Origin of the sequence: Pseudomonas protegens (assembly GCF_003363755.1) — a bacterium.
Classification (GTDB): Bacteria; Pseudomonadota; Gammaproteobacteria; order Pseudomonadales; family Pseudomonadaceae; genus Aquipseudomonas; species Aquipseudomonas danubii.
This window is the reverse complement of sequence record NZ_CP031396.1, coordinates 3859322-3878059: the sequence shown is the minus strand read 5'-3', so window position 1 is coordinate 3878059 and position 18738 is coordinate 3859322. Positions and strand designations below refer to the sequence as shown.

Annotated in this window: 17 protein-coding genes and 1 pseudogene; 11 read left to right on the top strand and 7 right to left on the bottom strand. The window is 64.5% G+C overall.

Translation table 11 applies throughout. The features are described 5' to 3' along the window. The first annotated feature begins 2 nt into the window (after positions 1–2). The 3 genes from DWF74_RS17535 (at position 3) to DWF74_RS17525 (ending at position 3793) form a co-directional block, all read left to right on the top strand. Positions 3–1811: a sensor histidine kinase gene (locus tag DWF74_RS17535; RefSeq protein ID WP_102862677.1), complete on the top strand. Its 1809-nt coding sequence runs from the start codon at positions 3–5 to the stop codon at positions 1809–1811. Between the two features lie 74 nt (positions 1812–1885). Further along, entirely contained in the window at positions 1886–3292 is a 1407-nt protein-coding gene (locus DWF74_RS17530) for a sigma-54-dependent transcriptional regulator (protein WP_115581385.1), read from the top strand. 45 nt (positions 3293–3337) lie between these two features. After that, the gene (locus DWF74_RS17525; protein WP_115581384.1) at positions 3338–3793 is read left to right on the top strand and encodes a thioesterase domain-containing protein; all 456 of its coding nucleotides are present in this window, start codon (positions 3338–3340) and stop codon (positions 3791–3793) included. Between the two features lie 142 nt (positions 3794–3935). Here the strand turns inward: DWF74_RS17525 and cysQ are convergent, their stop codons facing one another. Both cysQ and nudE read right to left on the bottom strand, forming a co-directional pair. Next, positions 3936–4763, bottom strand: a complete 828-nt coding sequence (gene cysQ / locus DWF74_RS17515) for a 3'(2'),5'-bisphosphate nucleotidase CysQ (protein ID WP_115582458.1) — start codon at positions 4761–4763, stop codon at positions 3936–3938. An 11-nt stretch (positions 4764–4774) separates the two neighbouring features. Next, on the bottom strand, positions 4775–5341 hold the full coding sequence (gene nudE, locus DWF74_RS17510; protein ID WP_102862674.1) for an ADP compounds hydrolase NudE: 567 nt from the start codon (positions 5339–5341) through the stop codon (positions 4775–4777). 65 nt (positions 5342–5406) lie between these two features. On the opposite strand from nudE, the gene yrfG reads away from it, so the two are divergent. After that, entirely contained in the window at positions 5407–6069 is a 663-nt protein-coding gene (gene yrfG / locus DWF74_RS17505; protein WP_102862673.1) for a GMP/IMP nucleotidase, read from the top strand. Between the two features lie 61 nt (positions 6070–6130). On the opposite strand, the gene lysM is transcribed toward yrfG, so the two are convergent. Beyond that, complete coding sequence (lysM, locus tag DWF74_RS17500; protein ID WP_102862672.1) at positions 6131–6571, bottom strand: peptidoglycan-binding protein LysM; 441 nt, start codon at positions 6569–6571, stop codon at positions 6131–6133. Between the two features lie 136 nt (positions 6572–6707). On the opposite strand from lysM, the gene DWF74_RS17495 reads away from it, so the two are divergent. The 4 genes and pseudogenes from DWF74_RS17495 to DWF74_RS17485 all read left to right on the top strand — a co-directional run bounded on the left by DWF74_RS17495 (position 6708) and on the right by DWF74_RS17485 (position 10999). Further along, positions 6708–7595, top strand: a complete 888-nt coding sequence (locus DWF74_RS17495; protein ID WP_115581383.1) for a LysR family transcriptional regulator — start codon at positions 6708–6710, stop codon at positions 7593–7595. 181 nt (positions 7596–7776) lie between these two features. Then, positions 7777–7869: pseudogene (locus tag DWF74_RS30695) on the top strand (formate dehydrogenase accessory sulfurtransferase FdhD); the annotation flags it as partial. 4 nt (positions 7870–7873) lie between these two features. Next, the gene (locus tag DWF74_RS17490; protein WP_102862670.1) at positions 7874–10222 is read left to right on the top strand and encodes an FdhF/YdeP family oxidoreductase; all 2349 of its coding nucleotides are present in this window, start codon (positions 7874–7876) and stop codon (positions 10220–10222) included. A gap of 303 nt (positions 10223–10525) precedes the next feature. After that, entirely contained in the window at positions 10526–10999 is a 474-nt protein-coding gene (locus DWF74_RS17485) for a YMGG-like glycine zipper-containing protein (RefSeq protein ID WP_102862669.1), read from the top strand. A 180-nt stretch (positions 11000–11179) separates the two neighbouring features. Here the strand turns inward: DWF74_RS17485 and DWF74_RS17480 are convergent, their stop codons facing one another. The 4 genes from DWF74_RS17480 to DWF74_RS17465 form a co-directional block, all read right to left on the bottom strand. Further along, complete coding sequence (locus DWF74_RS17480) at positions 11180–11614, bottom strand: acyl-CoA thioesterase (RefSeq protein ID WP_115581382.1); 435 nt, start codon at positions 11612–11614, stop codon at positions 11180–11182. 112 nt (positions 11615–11726) lie between these two features. Then, entirely contained in the window at positions 11727–13661 is a 1935-nt protein-coding gene (locus DWF74_RS17475) for a RecQ family ATP-dependent DNA helicase (RefSeq protein WP_115581381.1), read from the bottom strand. Positions 13662–13832: 171 nt separating this feature from the next. After that, the gene (locus tag DWF74_RS17470; protein WP_115581380.1) at positions 13833–14963 is read right to left on the bottom strand and encodes a polysaccharide deacetylase family protein; all 1131 of its coding nucleotides are present in this window, start codon (positions 14961–14963) and stop codon (positions 13833–13835) included. A gap of 67 nt (positions 14964–15030) precedes the next feature. After that, positions 15031–16203: a YfaP family protein gene (locus DWF74_RS17465; RefSeq protein WP_115581379.1), complete on the bottom strand. Its 1173-nt coding sequence runs from the start codon at positions 16201–16203 to the stop codon at positions 15031–15033. A gap of 233 nt (positions 16204–16436) precedes the next feature. On the opposite strand from DWF74_RS17465, the gene DWF74_RS17460 reads away from it, so the two are divergent. The 3 genes from DWF74_RS17460 (at position 16437) to DWF74_RS17450 (ending at position 18688) form a co-directional block, all read left to right on the top strand. Beyond that, the gene (locus DWF74_RS17460; RefSeq protein WP_110651152.1) at positions 16437–16790 is read left to right on the top strand and encodes a DUF1493 family protein; all 354 of its coding nucleotides are present in this window, start codon (positions 16437–16439) and stop codon (positions 16788–16790) included. 135 nt (positions 16791–16925) lie between these two features. Beyond that, positions 16926–17420, top strand: coding sequence for a helix-turn-helix domain-containing protein (locus DWF74_RS17455; RefSeq protein ID WP_060842181.1), 495 nt, complete (start codon positions 16926–16928; stop codon positions 17418–17420). After that, positions 17417–18688 carry a type II toxin-antitoxin system HipA family toxin gene (locus tag DWF74_RS17450; protein ID WP_115581378.1) on the top strand — a complete coding sequence of 424 codons (1272 nt, stop codon included), beginning with the start codon at positions 17417–17419 and terminating at the stop codon, positions 18686–18688. The genes DWF74_RS17455 and DWF74_RS17450 overlap by 4 nt, the downstream gene beginning before the upstream one ends. The last annotated feature ends 50 nt before the right edge of the window (positions 18689–18738 follow it).

The following is an 18738-nucleotide window of genomic DNA, read 5'->3' as shown; positions in this document are numbered from 1 at the left end:
CCATGACCGCACCTCTTCCCCGTCGTCCCCGCTGGCGCAGCCTGGCCCTGCTGGCCCTGTGCCTGGCGCCGTTGCTGTGGCCGCTGGAGCACTTGGCCGAGCGCTACTATCGCAACGAGCTGACCAGCCAGAATCGCCAGACCCTCGACCTCTACGTGGCCAACCTGCTGGGCACCCTGCACCGCTACGAAGTGCTGCCGCAGATCCTCGGCGACCTGCCGGCGCTGCGGGCGGTGCTGGGGGCCCCGGACGACGGCGTGACCCAGGGCAACGCCAACCGCCTGCTGAAAAACATCAGCGCCCAGACCGGCGCCGAAGTCATGTACCTGATGGACACCAACGGCAAGACCCTGGCGGCCTCCAACTGGGACAAGCACGACAGTTTCGTCGGGCGCAATTTCGCCTTCCGCCCCTATTTCAGCGAAGCCATGGCCGGACGCCTGGGACGGTTCTTCGGCCTGGGCACCACCTCGGCCAAGCGTGGCTACTTCTTCGCCGCTGCAGTGCGCGACGGCGAACGGATGCTGGGCGTGCTGGTGGTCAAGGTGGACTTGGACCATACCGAAAGCCTGTGGGGCAAGACCCCGGAACAATTGCTGCTGACCGACCACAATGGTGTGGTGATCCTCACCTCGCGCCCTGAATGGCGCTTTCGTGCGACCCGGCCACTGAGCGACGAGGAACGCCAGGCCATCGTCGCCATCCAGCCCTACCCAACCCGGGATCCGCGCCCACTGAACCTCAATCCCGATGCCTGGCTGACCCAGACCCAGCAGATCGAGGAAACCCGCTGGAGCGTCAGCATCCTCGCCCCGCGCACCCTGATCGATCGCCCGGTGCGCACCGTGGTGGCGGTCGGCGCCGCTGCGCTGCTGGTGCTGATGCTGCTGCTCGGCCTGATGATGCAGCGCCGCCGCCACTACCTGGAGAGGATCGCCTTCGAAGCCAAGGCCCGGCGTGAGCTGGAAAGGCGCGTAGCCGAACGCACCAGCGATCTGGAGAGCCTCAACCGGCGCTTGAAACAGGAAGTGCTGGAACGCGAAACCGCCCAACAGGAACTGGTGCGCGCCCAGGACAATCTGGTCCAGGCCGGCAAGCTCTCGGCCCTGGGCACCATGTCGGCGAGCATCAGTCACGAACTCAACCAGCCCCTGGCCGCCATCCGCAGCTACGCGGAAAACGCCGAAGTGCTGCTGGACCACCAACGCACCGATGACGCCCGGGGCAACCTCAAGCTGATCAGCGAACTGACCGGGCGCATGGCCTCGATCATCGCTCACCTGCGGGCCTTCGCCCGGCGCGATCACCACGCCCCGGAAAGCGTCGCCCTGCAACCGGCCCTGGACGATGCCCTGGCCCTGCTGGCCAAGCGTCGCCGGGCCATGGAAGTGGAACTGATCCGCGACCTGCCAGCCGCTACCCTGTGGGTCGAGGCCGGGGAAACCCGCCTGCGCCAGGTCCTTGGCAACCTGCTGGCCAACGCCCTCGACGCCCTGACCGAAAAGGGCCCGCCGCGCAAACTCTGGCTGAGTGCCGAGTCCACCGCTACAGGCGTCAATCTGTACATCCGCGACAACGGCCCGGGCTTCTGCATGGAGGCGCTGGGCCGCGCTGGCGAGCCGTTCTACACCACCAAGACACGGACCCAGGGCCTGGGCCTGGGCCTGGCGATCTGCGACACCCTGATGCGCGCCTTCGGCGGTGAGCTGTCGTTCGCCAACCACCGTGAAGGCGGCGCCCTGATCACCCTGCGCCTGCGTGCCGGGGCCCCCGGCGTCAGCCTGCAGCCCTCCGAGGACCGCGGGGTATGACGCGCAGCGGCAATCACCTAGCAACCACGCCCGGCCCGGCGTTGCCGGCCACGACACGACCTGGAAATTGAGCGATGACCCGTCCCGACAGCCTCGACCCTCAGTTGCAAGTGGTGTTGATCGACGACGATCCGCACCTGCGCCAGGCCCTGAGCCAGACCCTGGACCTGGCCGGGCTCAAGGTGCTGTCCCTGGCCCAGGCCCAGGGCCTGGCGCCGCGCCTGGAGCGGGACTGGCCGGGCGTGGTGGTCAGCGACATCCGCATGCCCGGCATGGATGGCCTGGAACTGCTCAACCAATTGCATGCCCAGGACCCCGAGCTGCCGGTGCTGCTGATCACCGGTCACGGCGATGTGCCCCTGGCGGTGCAGGCGATGCGCGCCGGTGCCTATGACTTTCTGGAAAAGCCCTTCGCCAGCGATGCCCTGCTCGATAGTGTGCGCCGCGCCCTGGACTGGCGGCGCCTGGTGCTGGACAACCGCAGCCTGCGCCTGGCCCTCAGCGACCGCCAGGAACTGAGCGCGCGGCTGGTGGGCCAGTCAGCGCCGATGCTGCGCCTGCGCCAGCAGATCGGCGCCCTGGCGGCGACCCGCGCCGATGTGCTGATCCTGGGTGAAACCGGCGCCGGCAAAGAAGTGGTAGCCCGCGCCCTGCATGACCTCTCGGGGCGGCGCAACGGGCCATTTGTGGCCATCAATGCGGGCGCTCTGGCCGAGTCGGTGGTGGAAAGCGAACTGTTCGGCCACGAACCGGGGGCCTTCACCGGCGCGCAGAAACGCCGCATCGGCAAGTTCGAATTCGCCAACGGCGGCACCCTGTTCCTCGACGAAATCGAAAGCATGAGCCTGGATGTCCAGGTCAAGCTGCTGCGCCTGCTGCAGGAGCGGGTGGTGGAACGCCTGGGGGGCAACCAGCTGATCCCCCTGGACATCCGCATCATCGCCGCGACCAAGGAAGACCTGCGCCAGGCCGCGGACCAGGGCCGCTTCCGCGCCGACCTCTACTACCGCCTGAACGTGGCCCCATTGCGCATTCCACCGCTGCGCGAGCGAGGCGAGGACATACTGATGCTGTTCCAGCACTTTGCCGACGAGGCCAGTACCCGCCACGGCCTGCCACCCCAGGAACTGCAACCCGGGCATCGTGCCCTGCTGTTGCGGCATCGCTGGCCGGGCAACGTGCGGGAACTGCAGAACGCTGCTGAGCGCTTCGCGCTGGGTCTGGAACTGGCCCTGGACAACAGCGAGCCGGAGCAGGCTGCCATCGCCTCCCCGACGTTGATTGCCGGCGGTCTGAGCGAACAGGTGGAACACTTCGAAAAGAGCCTGATCGCCGCCGAACTGACGCAACCCCACAGTTCGATGCGCAGCCTTGCCGAAGCCCTGGGCATTCCGCGCAAGACCCTGCACGACAAGCTGCGCAAACACGGCCTGAGCTTCGCCGACAGCGGTGCCAGCCAGCCCGGCGATGAGTCCGAATGAACCGCACCATCCACCCTTCCACCCTTCCACCCTTGAGGCCCGTGCATGAACCGCGACAGTCGCTACCTGGAATCCATCCTCCACCACGACATTCCCCTGACCCGGGACATGGGCCTGAAGGTGCTCGACTGGCAGGTGCAGCAACTGCGCCTGCAACTGCCGCTGGAGGCCAACGTCAACCACAAGAGCACCATGTTCGGCGGCAGCCTGTACTGCGGTGCGGTGCTGGCCGGTTGGGGCTGGCTGCATTTGCGGCTCAAGGAAGAAGGGATAGATGACGGGCATATCGTCATCCAGGAAGGGCAGATCAGCTACCCGCTGCCGGTCACCGGCGATGCCGTGGCCATCTGCTCGGCACCGGAAGACAAGGTCTGGAAGAAATTCCTTGCGATGTACCAGCGCCACGGTCGTGCCCGCCTGACCTTGCACAGCCGTGTGGTCAACGTCGGCAGCGAAGACGACGCCGTACGCTTTGCCGGTCAGTACGTCCTGCACCGCTGACCCGTTTCGGAAACTGCTCAACTCTGTAGGAGCTGGCTTGCCAGCGAAGAGGCCGGAAATTCTTGCACAGGGCTCAAGGGCCCCTTCGCCGGCCGGCCGGCTCCTACACAAAAGGTGGCAGAGGCAAGTCGCCGTGGGGCGATCAGGCGCGGGCCAGCTCCAGCAGTTTGCCGCGCCACACCGCCTTGGCCGGTAGCGCCAGGAAGAAGCCGTTGAGCAACGACTCCCGCGGTGGATAGCAGAACGGCGCACCGGCAAGATCCAGCACTTCGCCACCCGCTCCTTCGAGCACGCCCTGGGCCGCCGCGGTGTCCCATTGGGAAGTGGGGGCCAGGCGCGGATAACAGTCGGCTGCGCCTTCGGCCAGCAGGCAGAATTTCAGCGAGCTGCCGATATTGGCCAATTGCAATTCACCTAGGGCCGCGCTCAAGCCACCCAGCAGACGCTCCTGCTCAGGACTCGAATGGCGCCGGCTGGCCACCACGGTAAAGGCCTCGCCAACACCTGGCTGTTCACGCACCCGGATCGCCTGCGGCGCCTGCCCCTGATCCACGCGCCAGGCCCCCAGGCCGGCACCGCCCAGGTAGCAGCGGCCATTGGTGGGCATCGACACCACGCCAAACACCACACGCCCCTGTTCGATCAGGGCGATGTTGACGGTGAACTCTTCACTGCCGGAAATGAACTCCTTGGTACCGTCCAGCGGGTCCACCAGCCACCAGCGCTGCCAACCGGCGCGAGTGGCCTGGGGAATGTCGGCATCTTCTTCGGACAGCACCGGGATGCTCGGGTCCAACGCCGTCAGGCCAGCCACGATCAAGTGATGGGCCGCAAGGTCGGCGGCGGTCACCGGCGACTCGTCAGCCTTGTGGTTGACCGCCACGTCGGCGCGCCAGAACGGCAGGATCGCCTCGCCAGCGCGCAAGGCCAGCTCGGCCACCGGTGCCAATAAAGGATGGGGAAAATTCATCGAGTTCATGCTCATGCTGGAAAGGCTCCGCGCTGGCTCAGCAGGTCGCGGGTCAGGTACAGCGCGGCCAGGGCCCGGCCTTCGCTAAATTGAGGATTCTGCGCCAGGCTGGCCAGCTCACGCAGGTTGACCTTGTCGACCCGCATCGGCTCCGGCTCATCGCCCTCCAGGCGCTCTTCATACAAATCGGTGGCCAACACCACCTGGATCTTCTGGCTCATGTAGCCCGGGGACAGCGACAGCTCGGTCAGATGCTCCAGTTGCCGCGCGCCAAACCCGGCTTCCTCCTTGAGTTCACGCTCGGCCGCCGCCAGCACATCTTCACCCGGCTCGATCAGGCCCTTGGGCAGTGACAGCTCGTAGGCGTCGGTGCCGCCGCAATACTCCTCCACCAGCACCGCATGCTCGGCATCGAGCATGGCCACGATCATCACCGCGCCATAACCGGCCCCTTTGCCCACCAGGCGCTCATAGGTGCGCTCGACGCCATTGGAAAACCGCAACTGCACCTCTTCGACACAGAACAGACGACTGGTGGCGACGATCTCGCGGGCGAGTACAGTGGGTTTCTGGCGCATAGCGGGCTCCTTGGCGATAGCGAGTTACTATACAGACTGTTTTCTTACCGCTGGAGAAGTGTTCAATGGCCCTGCTGCCCTGGTGCGATATCGATACCGTCCTGCTGGATATGGACGGCACCCTGCTGGACCTGCACTACGACAACCACTTCTGGATGGAACACTTGCCCCAGCGTTACGCCGAATTGCACGGGGTCAGCCGGACCATGGCCGAGCTGGAACTGCAACCGCTGTTCGAACGCAACGCCGGCCAGTTGCAGTGGTATTGCCTGGATTTCTGGAGTACCGAGCTCAAACTCTCGGTGCGTGAACTGAAGCTGGAGACGGCTCACCTGATCGCCCTGCGACCGGATGCCGACACCTTTCTCGCGGCGATCAAGAAGGCCGGCAAGCGGGTGATCCTGATCACCAACGCTCATCGTGATTCCTTGTCATTGAAGTTGGAACGGATCGAGCTGGCGCCTTACTTCGAGCGCCTGATCAGTTCCCACGACTACGGGTTCCCCAAGGAGAATCCACAGTTCTGGGATGCACTGCAGGCCGATATTCAGTTCGATCCGGCCCGCAGCCTGTTTATCGACGACACCCTGCCGATTCTGCGCAGCGCGCGGGATTTCGGCGTAGCGCAGTTGCTCGCGGTGAGCCAGCCAGACAGCCGCAAAGGGCCGAAGGACACGGCGGAGTTCGCGGCGGTGGGAGATTACCGGGAATTGATCGAAGGGCTGTGAAAGCCTTCGCGGGCGATCCCGCTCCGGCACTGGGAGCGGCATCGCCGGCGAAGAGGGTCGATCATTCAGGGATGCGCAACACCTGGCCCGGGTAGATCTTGTCCGGGTGGGACAGCAGCGGCTTGTTGGCCTCGAAGATCTTGTTGTACTTGTTGGCGTCACCGTATTGCACCTTGGCGATGGCGCTCAGGGTATCGCCCTTCTTCACGGTGACGAACACCGCAGAAACCACCACGGGACCGGTCACCGTAATCTGGTCCTCGACACTGCTGACACCGGCGATGTTGCCCAGGGCCAGAAGGATTTTTTCCTTCTCTTCCTGGCTCGCCACTTCACCGCTGACGATCACCTTGTCGCCTTCCACCGTGGCGTGAACATTGGGATTGCCCAGGCCGACCTTTTCGATGTGCTCCTTGAGCTGCTCGCTGGCATTGGCATTGCCCGGGGTCAGCAGGTCGATCAGTTTTTCACCGGCTTCTTTCACAAAGCTGAAAATGCTCATGTCGCACACTCCTTGGTTGATAGATCCAGACGCGAAAGACTAGACCAGCCTGGAACAATGAGGTTCCCGGGCGACCAGTGACCCAAGGCCCGGCCACCACGGTAGAATCCCGGCCTTTTGCCGCTCCGGAGCGAAGATGGACCTCAAGCAGCTGAAATTCCTCATCGCCCTCGACGAAACCCGCCACTTCGGCCAGGCTGCCGCGCGCTGTCATATCACCCAGCCAACCCTGTCCATGCGCCTGCGCAGCCTCGAGGAAGAACTCGACCTGCCCCTGGTCAACCGCGGCCAGCGCTTCGAAGGCTTTACCGCTCCTGGCGAACGGGTGCTGGCCTGGGCCCGGAGCGTCATGACCGCCTATGACGGCTTGCTGGCCGAGGCCGCCGCGTGCCGGGGCAATCTGGTGGGCACCCTGCGCCTGGGAGTGGTGCCGCTGTCGAGCTTCGACCCTCTGCCGTTGATGCAGCGCCTGCATGCCGAACACCCGAACCTGCGCTTTGAACTCTCGTCCCTGAGCTCGGAGCAGATCCTCGAACAGCTGGCGAGCAATCGCCTGGACCTCGGCGTGTCCTACCTGGAGCGCCTGGACAGCGAGCTCTTCGACTCCCTGCCCCTGGACCCGACCCACATGGGCCTGCTCTATGACCAGCGGTATTTCAGCTTCGGCGAACAGCCCCTGAGCTGGGAGGCGCTGATCGAGTTACCCCTGGGCCTGCTCACCAGCGGCATGCACTTTCGCCAGTCCATCGACCACCACTTCCACATTCGCGGGCTGCAGCCGCAACCGGTACTGCAGACCGACGCCGTCCATCAATTACTGCGCATGGTCCACGGCGGCCTGTGCTGCGCAGTGATGCCCCTGGAAAGCGGCCTGGAGATCGTCACCGAACACTTGCGCCTGCATCCCATCGCCGACGCCCAGACCCTGGCCCGCCTGGGCCTGATCATGCGCCGCAGCGCGCCGCGCTCAGCCCTGGCACAAGCCTGCTTTACCCTCTACCAGGAATCCTTCAGCCCTTCCTGATCGACGCCATCTATCAATAGATCAGTACTAGCAATTAGACGCGACACAATGCCGCGCTTAGTCTTGGGACCCGATGGCCGCTGGTCCCTCATTCAATGCCAGCCCCGGCAACTCCCGCCCTCGCGCTCGGCGCCAGCCAGACCCACAGACGCCTTGAGCGCCCGCCAGCGCAGACACCCGCCAGGCCGGGCAATGGCCGCGTCATCACCGCCTCAACCTTGTCCACCTGCCGCAGAACCGTGCGCCGCGGGTCCACAGCCCCGCGATGGAGAACCCCTGTGAGTACACACAACCAAGCCGATCAGACACCCGTTGCCCGCTACAAGCCTTACAAGGGCCCGGCCGGTGGCTGGGGTGCCCTGATCAGCGTGGCCCAGGCCTGGCTGACCAGCGACAACGCCCTGAAGAACATCCGCATGATGCTCAAGACCAACCAGAACGGCGGCTTCGACTGCCCGGGCTGCGCCTGGGGCGATTCGCCGGAAAGCGGCATGGTCAAGTTTTGCGAGAACGGCGCCAAGGCGGTGAACTGGGAAGCCACCAAGCGCCGGGTGGACGCGGCCTTCTTCGCCAAGCACAGCGTCACCTCCCTGCTGGAACAAAGTGATTACTGGCTGGAGTACCAGGGCCGGCTGACCGAGCCGATGCGCTACAACGCCGAAACCGACCGCTACCAACCCATCAGCTGGGAAAACGCCTTCAGCCTGATCGCCCAGCACCTGAACGACCTGCCCAGCCCGGACATGGCCGAGTTCTATACCTCGGGCCGGGCCAGCAACGAAGCGGCGTACCTGTATCAACTGTTCGTCCGCGCCTACGGCACCAACAACTTCCCCGACTGTTCGAACATGTGCCACGAAGCCAGCGGCGTAGCCCTGGCGCAAAGCGTCGGGGTCGGCAAAGGCACCGTGACCTTCGACGACTTCGAACATGCGGACGCGATTTTCGTCTGGGGCCAGAACCCCGGCACCAACCACCCGCGGATGCTCGAACCGCTGCGCGAAGCGGTGAAACGCGGCGCCCAAGTGGTGTGTATCAACCCGCTGAAAGAGCGTGGCCTGGAACGCTTCCAGCACCCGCAGAACCCGCTCGAAATGCTCACCAACGGCAATCGCCCGACCAACACCGCCTACTTCCGCCCGGCCCTGGGCGGCGACATGGCGCTGTTGCGCGGCATGGCCAAGTTCCTCCTGCAGTGGGAGCGTGATGCGCAGAAAGCCGGCGCAGAATCAGTGTTCGACCACGACTTCCTCAATGCCCACACCGCCAACGTCCTCGATTACCTGGGCACCCTCGACGACACCCCTTGGGAGCAGATTGTCGAGCAGTCCGGCCTGACCCTGGTGGAAATCGAGCAGGCAGCGCGCATGTACGCCAAGGGCAAGAACGTGATCATGTGCTGGGCCATGGGCATCACCCAGCACCGCCACTCGGTGCCGACCATCCAGGAAATCGCCAACCTGATGCTGCTGCGCGGCAACGTCGGCAAGCCCGGCGCCGGGCTGTGCCCAGTGCGCGGCCACAGCAACGTACAGGGCGACCGCACCATGGGCATCAACGAGCGCCCGCCGGTGGCCTTCCTCGATGCCCTGGAGCGGCGCTTCCAGTTCAAGGTCCCTCGGAACAACGGCCACAACGTGGTCGAGGCGATCCACGCCATGCTCGAAGGCCGCTCCAAGGTGTTCATCGGCCTGGGCGGCAACTTTGCCCAGGCCACCCCGGACAGCCCGCGGACCTTCCAGGCCCTGAGCAATTGCGACCTCACCGTGCAGATCAGCACCAAGCTCAACCGCAGCCACCTGGCCCACGGCAAGGACGCGCTGATCCTGCCGTGCCTGGGTCGCACCGACATCGACCTGCAGGCCGGCGGCCCGCAAGCGGTGACCGTGGAAGACTCCTTCAGCATGGTCCACGCCTCCAACGGCCAATTGCAGCCACTGTCGTCGCAGATGCGCTCCGAGCCGTGGATCGTTGCGGGCATGGCTGCCGCGACCCTGGGCAGCCAGCCGGTGGACTGGAACTGGCTGGCGGCGGATTACGGGCGTATCCGCGACCTGATCGCCGATACCATTCCCGGCTTCAAGGACTTCAATGAACGGCTCAAGCACCCGGGCGGTTTCTACCTGGGCAACAGCGCCGGTTCTCGCCAGTGGAACACCCCTTCGGGTCGGGCCAATTTCCGCGCCAACCTGCTGCCCAAGGACCTGATCCACGAACGCACCCGGGCCACCGGTCAACTGCCGGACCTGATCCTGCAATCGATGCGCTCCCACGACCAGTACAACACCACCATCTACGGCCTCGATGACCGCTACCGCGGGGTCAAGGGCCAGCGCGACGTGCTGTTCGCCAACGAAGCGGACATCATCCGCCTGGGCTTCAAGCCGGGGCAGAAAGCCGACATCGTTTCCCTGTGGGATGACGGCCGCGAGCGTCGGGTCAAGGGCTTCACATTGCTGGCCTTCGACATCCCGGCCGGCCAGGCTGCCGCCTACTACCCGGAAGTGAACCCGCTGGTGCCCCTGGAAAGCACCGGCGACGGCAGCCACACCCCGACGTCCAAGTTCATCGCCATCCGTCTGGAAGCGGCCAGCGACAACGGCCTGATCATGGCTCGCTCGGCCTGATTCCTGGCTTGAGGGCCTCTTTGCTGGCAAGCCAGCGCCTACCGTTAGCGCGTGAATCGTAGGCGCCGGCTTGCCTGCGGTTCAAAGCCGCTGCAAAGCCTTGAACCGCAGGCACAAAAAAGGCCGCTTTGTTAACAAAGCGGCCATTGCGAAGTAGCTAAAGACCGGCGAAATTCACTTAAGTTCCGCAATAAAAACAGTAAGTTACGAGATTGTGTACAACTCGTGCTATTCGTCGGATTTCGTTTGTAAGCGGCGTGGTCCGGCCTCAGGATCGCGCCGTCATCCCTTTGAGGCTCCTGTATGAAGTTCTCCTCGATTCTCTTGTTGTCCCTTGGCCTGGTCAGCGGCGTCGCCTCTGCCGGTGGCACCGTTGAAGCCGGTGTGGGCGGCGCATTGGGTGGGGTTCTAGGCTCGGTGGTCGGTCAGCAGATCGGCGGCAACACCGGTTCGGCCATTGGTGCGGCCCTGGGCGGTGCCGGCGGTAGCGCGGTGGGTGCGGACAAACGCAGCCGTGGCCAGGCAGCCATCGGTGGCGCCCTGGGCGCAGCCGGCGGCAACGTGGTGGGCCGCAGCATGGGCGGCAATACCGGCAGCCTGATCGGCGCCGCGGCAGGCGGTGGCGCCGGCGGTGCCCTGGGCAACTACATGGGCAACGAAAGCGCCCGGGAAGATCGCGACTACCGTGGCCGCGATGACCGCCGCTACTACCGCGACGGCCACCGTGGCCGTGGTCATGCCTACGGGCATCGCAAGCACCGTCACTATCGCGACTGACCCCCCGCCCTGTAGCCGCTGCCGCAGGCTGCGCACGAGGCCTCAGGCCTCCCCAAGCCAGGTGCTGCGGTGGGTCAGTTGCCCCGTGGATTGAGGTTTGGCGCCTCCTGCGCAGCTGATCGCAGCCTTCGGCAGCGGCTACAAGTGCCAGTGCCGGGGGTTGAGATCGAGTATCGAAGTTCACGCCAGCAGCAGGCGTTCCAGAGCCGCTCGCAATGCGGGCGGAATCGGCACCGGCTGGTTCGACCGCCGATCCACGAATACATGGACGAAACGTCCAGCCGCACAGGCATCCGCCTCTCCCGCCTTGAACACCGCCAGTTCGTACTGCACCGAACTGTTGCCCAGCTTGCCGACCCGCAGGCCGATCTCGATTCGCTCGGGGAAAGCGACGGACGCAAAGTAGTCGCAAGCCGAGCTGACCACGAATCCCACCACCTCGCCATCATGGATATCCAGCCCGCCCTGTTCGATCAGGTAGGTGTTCACCGCCGTGTCGAAGAAGCTGTAGTAGGTGACGTTATTCACATGGCCGTAGACGTCGTTGTCGTGCCAGCGGGTGATGATCGGCTGGAAGTGGCGATAGTCGCCACGTTGCGGCATAGGCTCGGACATCGGGGCTCTCTCCCTTGGATTGAAGGCCGGGCGATCGGTTGATCGCCCGGCATTTCACCGCAGACAGCCAAGCCTGGGCAAACCCTTTTGCGTCCATTGCGCCGGTGGCTTGTCAGGCGGCCAGATGAGCCTCGCACCACTCCCGCACGGCGGCGTAAGGGTAATCCTCCAGTGCCGCGAAACCGGGAATGCTGCGGGCCTTGAGCTTGGTGAACAAAGGCACGCTGATGCCGCAGAGAAAACGCGTCAGCCGCTCTGCTCCCGGCACATCGCCGGTGTGCTGCTGATGCCTGTGGATAAAATCGCCGCACAACCCGTTGAAGTTTTTATCCACAAGCGCGGGCAACACGGGTGGCTCCGGCAGTCGTGCCACCTGGCCGTGACAGACCGAGCAATGCCCACAACGCTGGGGCGCCTGATCGTCACCAAAATACTGCGCCAGGCGGTGCCCCAGGCACTGCTCGGTGGCGAACAGGTCGAGCATGGCGTGAATCCGCGCTATTTCGCTGCCCTCGTGCCGGGTGAAATAAGCATGCAGATCAGTGCTCAAGGCAGCGGCATCGAAGTCGGTTTGCAGCAGGCTGTAGACCTCGGTCATCTGCTTGCTTTCCAGCTCCACCCAACCCTTCTCCTGGAAGTAATCCAGGGCCTTGACCACCCGGGTGCGCGGCGCCTGGTACTGCTCGTAGAGCGCGTCGAAGTTCACCGTGGCCCAGGTCCGGGCCCGGCTGGAGGTGTTGATGATGGCCTGGACAAAGTCCCGGCGCTCGCCTTCGAAACGCGCCAGCAAGGCCTCGGGTTCCAGCAGCAACTTGAAGCGGTACTCGGCGAAGTAGGCATAGCGTGGGGCGATCAGGCCCCGCAGTTCCAACTGCACCAGCAAGGTCTTGAGCGGCAACTGGCGAACGTTGCTCTGGTCCGCCAGGGGCCCGAGCAGGAACTCCCACTGTCCGTCCGGCACCGACGCCTGCAACTCATCCAGCACGCAGCGGATGCCGCTCAGCTCCGGGGTGTCGCCATAGACGAAGTTCTCCAGCACGTTGAGGCTGTCGCGGTTGGCCAGCACCAGGCAGTCCGAAGGCTGGCCGTCGCGCCCGGCGCGGCCGATTTCCTGGCTGTAGTTCTCGATGGACTTGGGCAGATCGAAGTGCACCACGTTACGGATGTCGCTCTTGTCGATGCCCATGCCGAAGGCGATTGTCGCGACGATGCAGTTACTGCGCCCTTCCATGAACCGGCGCTGGATCGACTCACGCTGCTCGTGGGGCAGACCGGCGTGGTAGGCCTCGGCGGCGATGCCCTGGTGACTCAAGTGCTCGGCGATCTGCTCGGCGGTCTTTTGCAGGGTCACGTAGACAATGCTCGGCTGCCCGGCCCGTTCGCCCAGCCACTGCACCAGGCGCCGGCGCTTGTCCGCGCCGCGCACCGGCTCCACCAGCAGGTTGAGGTTGGGCCGGTAGAAGCCGGTGGTCACCACGTCAGCGGCATCAATGGCGAACTTGGCCTGCATGTCGGCGATCACCTTGGGCGTCGCCGTGGCCGTCAGCAGCAGGGCCTGGGGAATGTTGAACTGGCGCTGGTAGTCCGGCAGTTTCAGGTAGTCGGGACGGAAGTTGTGGCCCCATTCGGAAATGCAGTGAGCCTCATCCACCACCAGCAGGGAGATGGGCACCTGCTGCAAAAAGTTGCGGAAGCGCTCGTTCTTCAAACGCTCCACCGAGATCATCAGGATCTTCAGTTCACCGGAGCGGGCCCGGGCCATGACGTCATTGGCTGCATCGCGGCTCTGGGCCGAATCGATGCTGGCGGCGGCAATGCCATGACGCTGGAGAAAGGCCAACTGATCCTGCATCAACGCCAGCAGCGGCGAGACCACCAGGGTCAGGTGCGGCAGCAGCAAGGCCGGCAATTGGTAGCACAGGGACTTGCCGGAGCCGGTGGGAAAGATCGCCGCCGCCGAGCGCCCAGCCAGCACCGCACTGACTGCGGCCTCCTGGCCCGGACGAAACTGTGGATAACCGAAGACCTGTTCGAGGGTGCTGTGCATAAGGGTCACTCCTTTGACCGCTGACCTGTCCTTGAAGACTAGCGGCACAGGTCGGCGGTTCGAGAAAAGGTCGCGGGAAAACAGATACCGGATGATACCGGGCGGGAGCACTTTCACCGGTAAGCCGGCTCCTACCCAGGAGTCGGCTTACCGACGATAGGGAGCCTGGGCCTAGCGCAAGGTTCGGCAGTCCAGCCATTGCACACCATTGTGCCGATTGGCCTCAAGCAGTGCCGGCACCGCCTGGGCGGCCTTGGCGTGGGTGTCATGGAACAGGATGATGCCGCGCCGCCAGAGCAGCATCAGGGTCTGCACCCGCTGGGCTGCGGCTGCGGCGCTGACCTTTTTGCTCCAGTCCTGGGAGTCGATGTTCCACAGCATCAGTTGCAGCCCCTGGGCCTTGAAGAAGTCGGCACTGTCAGCGCGTCGCTGCCCATAGGGCGGACGAAACAGCGGCTGGTATTCATCCGCCAGAGTGCGGTTGGCCAGGTTTGCGCTGTGGATCACCGAATGCTGCCACTCGCTCCACGAGGCGTGAGACTTGTGTTCCCAACCGTGTACACCCACACACTGGCCATCGTACAACTGGCGCATCTGCCCTGCCGAAGATTGACTCAGGCGCGCCTGAAACGAGTCCCCCAGAACAAAGAACAGGCTATGCAGATCCTTGGATCGCAGCACATCGATCAGTTGATCGGTATGCCCACCCCGCAGGCTCGGCCCGTCATCGAAGGTCAGCAGGAACTCCCGGTCCGCCAGCTCGTCCCCCAGGCGTTCCGTCGGCCCCATGCGCTGGATCTCGCTGCTGACCACGGTGAACAGCGCCGCCAGGCGCAGTTGCTCGTTCAGGTACAGCTGATGAAACCGGGTGCTGGCCTCGGCCCACGCCCCATAAGTGGATTTACTCTCCCCGGTAAAACTGGCCACCAGTTGCCGCAGCTCACCGAGATTGCGTACAGGGAGGCAGAACGGCGTACCTTCACAGTCCCGGCTGGCCAAGCGGTAGTTGTTCAACAGCAACTCCCAGAAGCGCTGGCGCACCTGATTCACTGACTTCAGATCCAGTTGCCTGACTCCTAGCCGCTGCTTCAAGGCCTGTTCATCCAAGGCTTCGCTGGCCAGCAGCGCTTTGCCGAACATCAGAATCTCGCCCCGTGAGGCGGTGTCGAATTCCGCGGTGCTGGTCAGGGCATTCGGCCAGCCACTGCGGTCGATGGTGGCGAACACCTGCGGCCCGGCCGCCCGGGCCACGCCGCTGGACAGACACAGCGCCAGCAGCCAGGGGAGAACACCAATTCGCATACCAACCTCCATAAATGCACAACGCGCCACTGTCGGCGCGTTGTGGAGATAACTTCTGCCTGTGTGATCAGCGGTTTTGCAGCCGCTCTATGGCCTTGTCGTACACCGGGTTGGCCTTCTGCTCCCGGGCCTTTTGGTAGTGCTCAAGCGCCGTGGCCAACTGCCCGGCGTCCTCGTAGATGCGCGCCATGTCGTAGTAGGCACTGGCGCGAATGGTCGATGCGGCCGGGCCACTGGCCAGGGCGATGGCCTTGCGGTCCGCGGCGATGGCGTCGTCGGGACGGCTGTTCTTGCGATTGGCCAGGGCCAGGTTGCTGTAGGCCTGGGCAAAGCCCGGCTCCAGCTCGATGGCTTCGCTGTAGAAGATCCGCGCCCCGCCGAAATCGCCCTTGCGGTAAGACTCCTCGCCCTTGAGGTTGAGGCTCTTGGCATCCACCGGTCCGAAGTCCGCACCCACCACTTCATCGATGGACTTGGCATTTTCCAGCAGCGGGTCAAGAGCGCTCATGACCGATTCCGGCTCCTCGCTGCCTAGCAGCAGCCGATCGATATCCTGCAGGCGGCCATCGGCGGTCAGGCGAAACACCACCCACAGATTGCCCTTGCGGTTCTGCGGCACGCGGTAGCTGCGGATCAGCGCAGCGCCTTTATAGACAAAGACCCGCGCCTGGCTGCGGCCCAGGCGCAACGCTTCATAGCTGGTGCTGTTGGTGAAGTCGTGCACGGCAAAGACGTAGGCGTCGCCCGGCACACGCTCGTCGATGGTGATGGTTTCCGGCCGGCTGCTGTCGCTGCTGTCCGATTCCAGGCGAGCTCCGGGTCCCTTGCCGGTGGCGAAGTACAACAGCTTGTGGGGATAACTCAGGTGGGCATCGAGGTCCTCTCCCGGCGCGCTCCAGCTCAGCACTATTCGCAGGCTTTCCGGGTTGTCCAGCAGCGGACTCAGGGCGTAATTCAAGCCCTGGCACGGGCACTTGACCCGCAGGTCGGCGTAGCCGGCTTTACGGATCAGCAACTCACTGGCCGGCGAATCGGCCACCTGGGCCGTCAGGGTGACCCGGCCCTGGGCATCGGTGCTTCCTGCAACCTGAGTCGCGCCCTGTTGCACCTGCACCTGGGCATCAGCCAGCGGCGCGCCCTTGGCCAGCGCATCCAGCACCTGGATCGACAGCGCCTGAGCCTGTACCGAGCTCGCCAGCATCCCTAGCCACAACAGCGCCGCGAGGCGAAAAAAAGCCATAACAAAATCCCTGTAGATAAGGGTGACCGGACCTCTGCCCCGGCCCACCAGCCAGCGGCGAACCATACACAGTTTTGCCCGCCAATGCTCGGTCCAACCAGGGAAATACCGGGCAAAAAAACAGTGCCGATCTCTCGAAATGGCCCGCTGGCGCAACCACTTGGTGACTTGCAACTCAGCCGGAGAATCACCGTACACTCCACCTTCTCAAACGCCGCAAGTGAACTCCGATCATGCAACTGGCCCCCGGCTTTCCCGACGACGCCACCATGCGCCAACTGCTGCAGTTGCTGCATGAAGAAATCGGCCTGCCCGAGCGCAAGACCCTGCGCCTGAGCACCGCCATCAACCTCGACCTGGGCTGCGACGGCGCCGACGCCCGGCATTTGCTGCAGGCCCTGGAAGAGCAGTTCGTGATCGATTTTGTCGACTTCGACAGCTATCGCTACTTCCAGCCAGAAGGCTTCGACCCATTCCAGAAACGCCGGGCCAAGGGCCGGGGCGACAAGGTGCCGCTGACCATCGGCATGCTGTACCAGGCGATCAGGCAACAACGCTGGGACACCCAGGTGCTGGAAGCGCTCTAACCCCGGCAGGGGCAAATCGCCCCGCGAAGAACATCCCCGGCAGTGGCCTGCCCAGCTCAGGAGCGAACTGACGCATCTGCAATCAAGTGCTAATATTTTGGCAGTTTAAGTGAAAAAACCCAGGAATAATGGCACATGGCTAAGAAAACCGCCCCACTGCTGCCCGCCACAGGCAAGCTGCTGGATGCCTTTGGCGAACGCCTGAAACTGGCTCGCCTGCGGCGCAAGCTGACCGCCAAGCAAGTGGCTGAACGGGCAGGCATGTCACTGACCACCTTGCGCTCCCTGGAGTCTGGCGGGTCCGGCGTGACCATGGGCGCCTACCTGTCGGTGATGCAGGTGCTGGGGCTGGAAAGGGACCTGGAGCAACTGGCGGCCCGCGATGAGCTGGGCCGCCAGTTGCAGGATGCCCGGCTCTTGCCGGGAGACAGCAACGCACCAGGCAAAGCGCGCCGGGCCCCCAGCCTGCGTTCGGCCAAGGCGCCTGCTGCCGGCCTGACGCTGCATGAAACCGCGGCCGAGCCGATCCCCTCCGCCCCGCCCACGGCTGACTTTCCGATTAATACCCAATCGCTGAGCAGCCTGCTGCAGCCCGCGAAAAAGCCCACGCCCAGGATCGATGAGCCATGACCCTGATCGCCGTCTACGCCGATTGGGAGTCCTTGGGCGGACCAAGGCGCCTGGGCTGGCTGCATGTCGGGACTGTCCGCACTGCCAGCGTCTTCGAGTTCGAATATGACCCCGCCGCGCTGCTCGATCCCGAGCTGACCAGCATTGCCCTGGACCCGCGCATCGGGCGATTCGCCGGCCGGCAGTTCAGCGGCCAGCAGCAAAACCGCTTTGGCGTATTTGCCGACTCCAGCCCCGATCGCTGGGGCCATCTGCTGATGCAACGCCGGCTGGAACGGGACATCCGCGACGGCCTGGCGCCCGCCGGCACCCGCCTGCAAGACGCCGACCTGCTGCTGGGGGTGCACGATCTGTATCGCGTCGGCGCCCTGCGCTATCGCCTCGATGACCAAGGCCCGTTCCTGGATGACCGCGACGGCCTCGCAGCGCCACCCTTCGTCGAGCTGCGGGCCCTGGAACAGGCCAGCCGCGCCCTGGAAAACGATCCGCACAACAGCGCCGCCGACGGCGGCCAATGGCTGCGCATGCTGATCGCCCCGGGTGGATCGCTGGGTGGCGCCCGCCCCAAGGCCAGCGTCGCCGACGACAAGGGCCACCTGTGGATCGCCAAGTTTCCCAGCGTCCGCGACGAACATGACGTCGGCGCCTGGGAGATGCTGGTCAACGCCCTGGCCAGCCATTGCGGCTTGCGGGTTCCCGAGGCCATGGCGCAACGCTTCGCCAGCGACCAGCACTGTTTCATGATCAAGCGCTTCGACCGCACCGAAACGGGCGGCCGGCTGCACTTTGCCTCGGCCATGACCCTCACCGATCGCAGCGACGGCGACGACGCCTCCACCGGCGCCAGCTACCTGGAACTGGCCGAAGTGCTGATCGCCCACGGCGCGCAGCCCCGTGCCGACCTGCGTGAGCTGTGGTCGCGCATGGTCTTCAACCTGCTGGTGTCCAACAGCGACGACCACCTGCGCAACCATGGCTTCATGCTCGAACCCGGACGCGGCTGGCGCCTGTCCCCGGCCTACGACATGAACCCCTGTGCCCACGCCAACGGGCTGAAACTCAACATCAGCGAAGCCGACAATGCGCTGGACCTTGAACTGGCACGGGAAGTAGCGGCATATTTCCGCCTCGGTCGTGCAGAGGCAGAAGGCATCATCGAACACTGCCAGAGCGTGGTTCGCCAATGGCCCACCCTGGCCCGGGCCCTGGGGCTGTCCCGGCGTGAACAAGAACGCATGGCGCCGGCGTTTCGACTCGCACAGCAGTAAACAGCACGGCTGTTGGACTCCTCCAACCCGTCAATCGACAAGGACAGTCA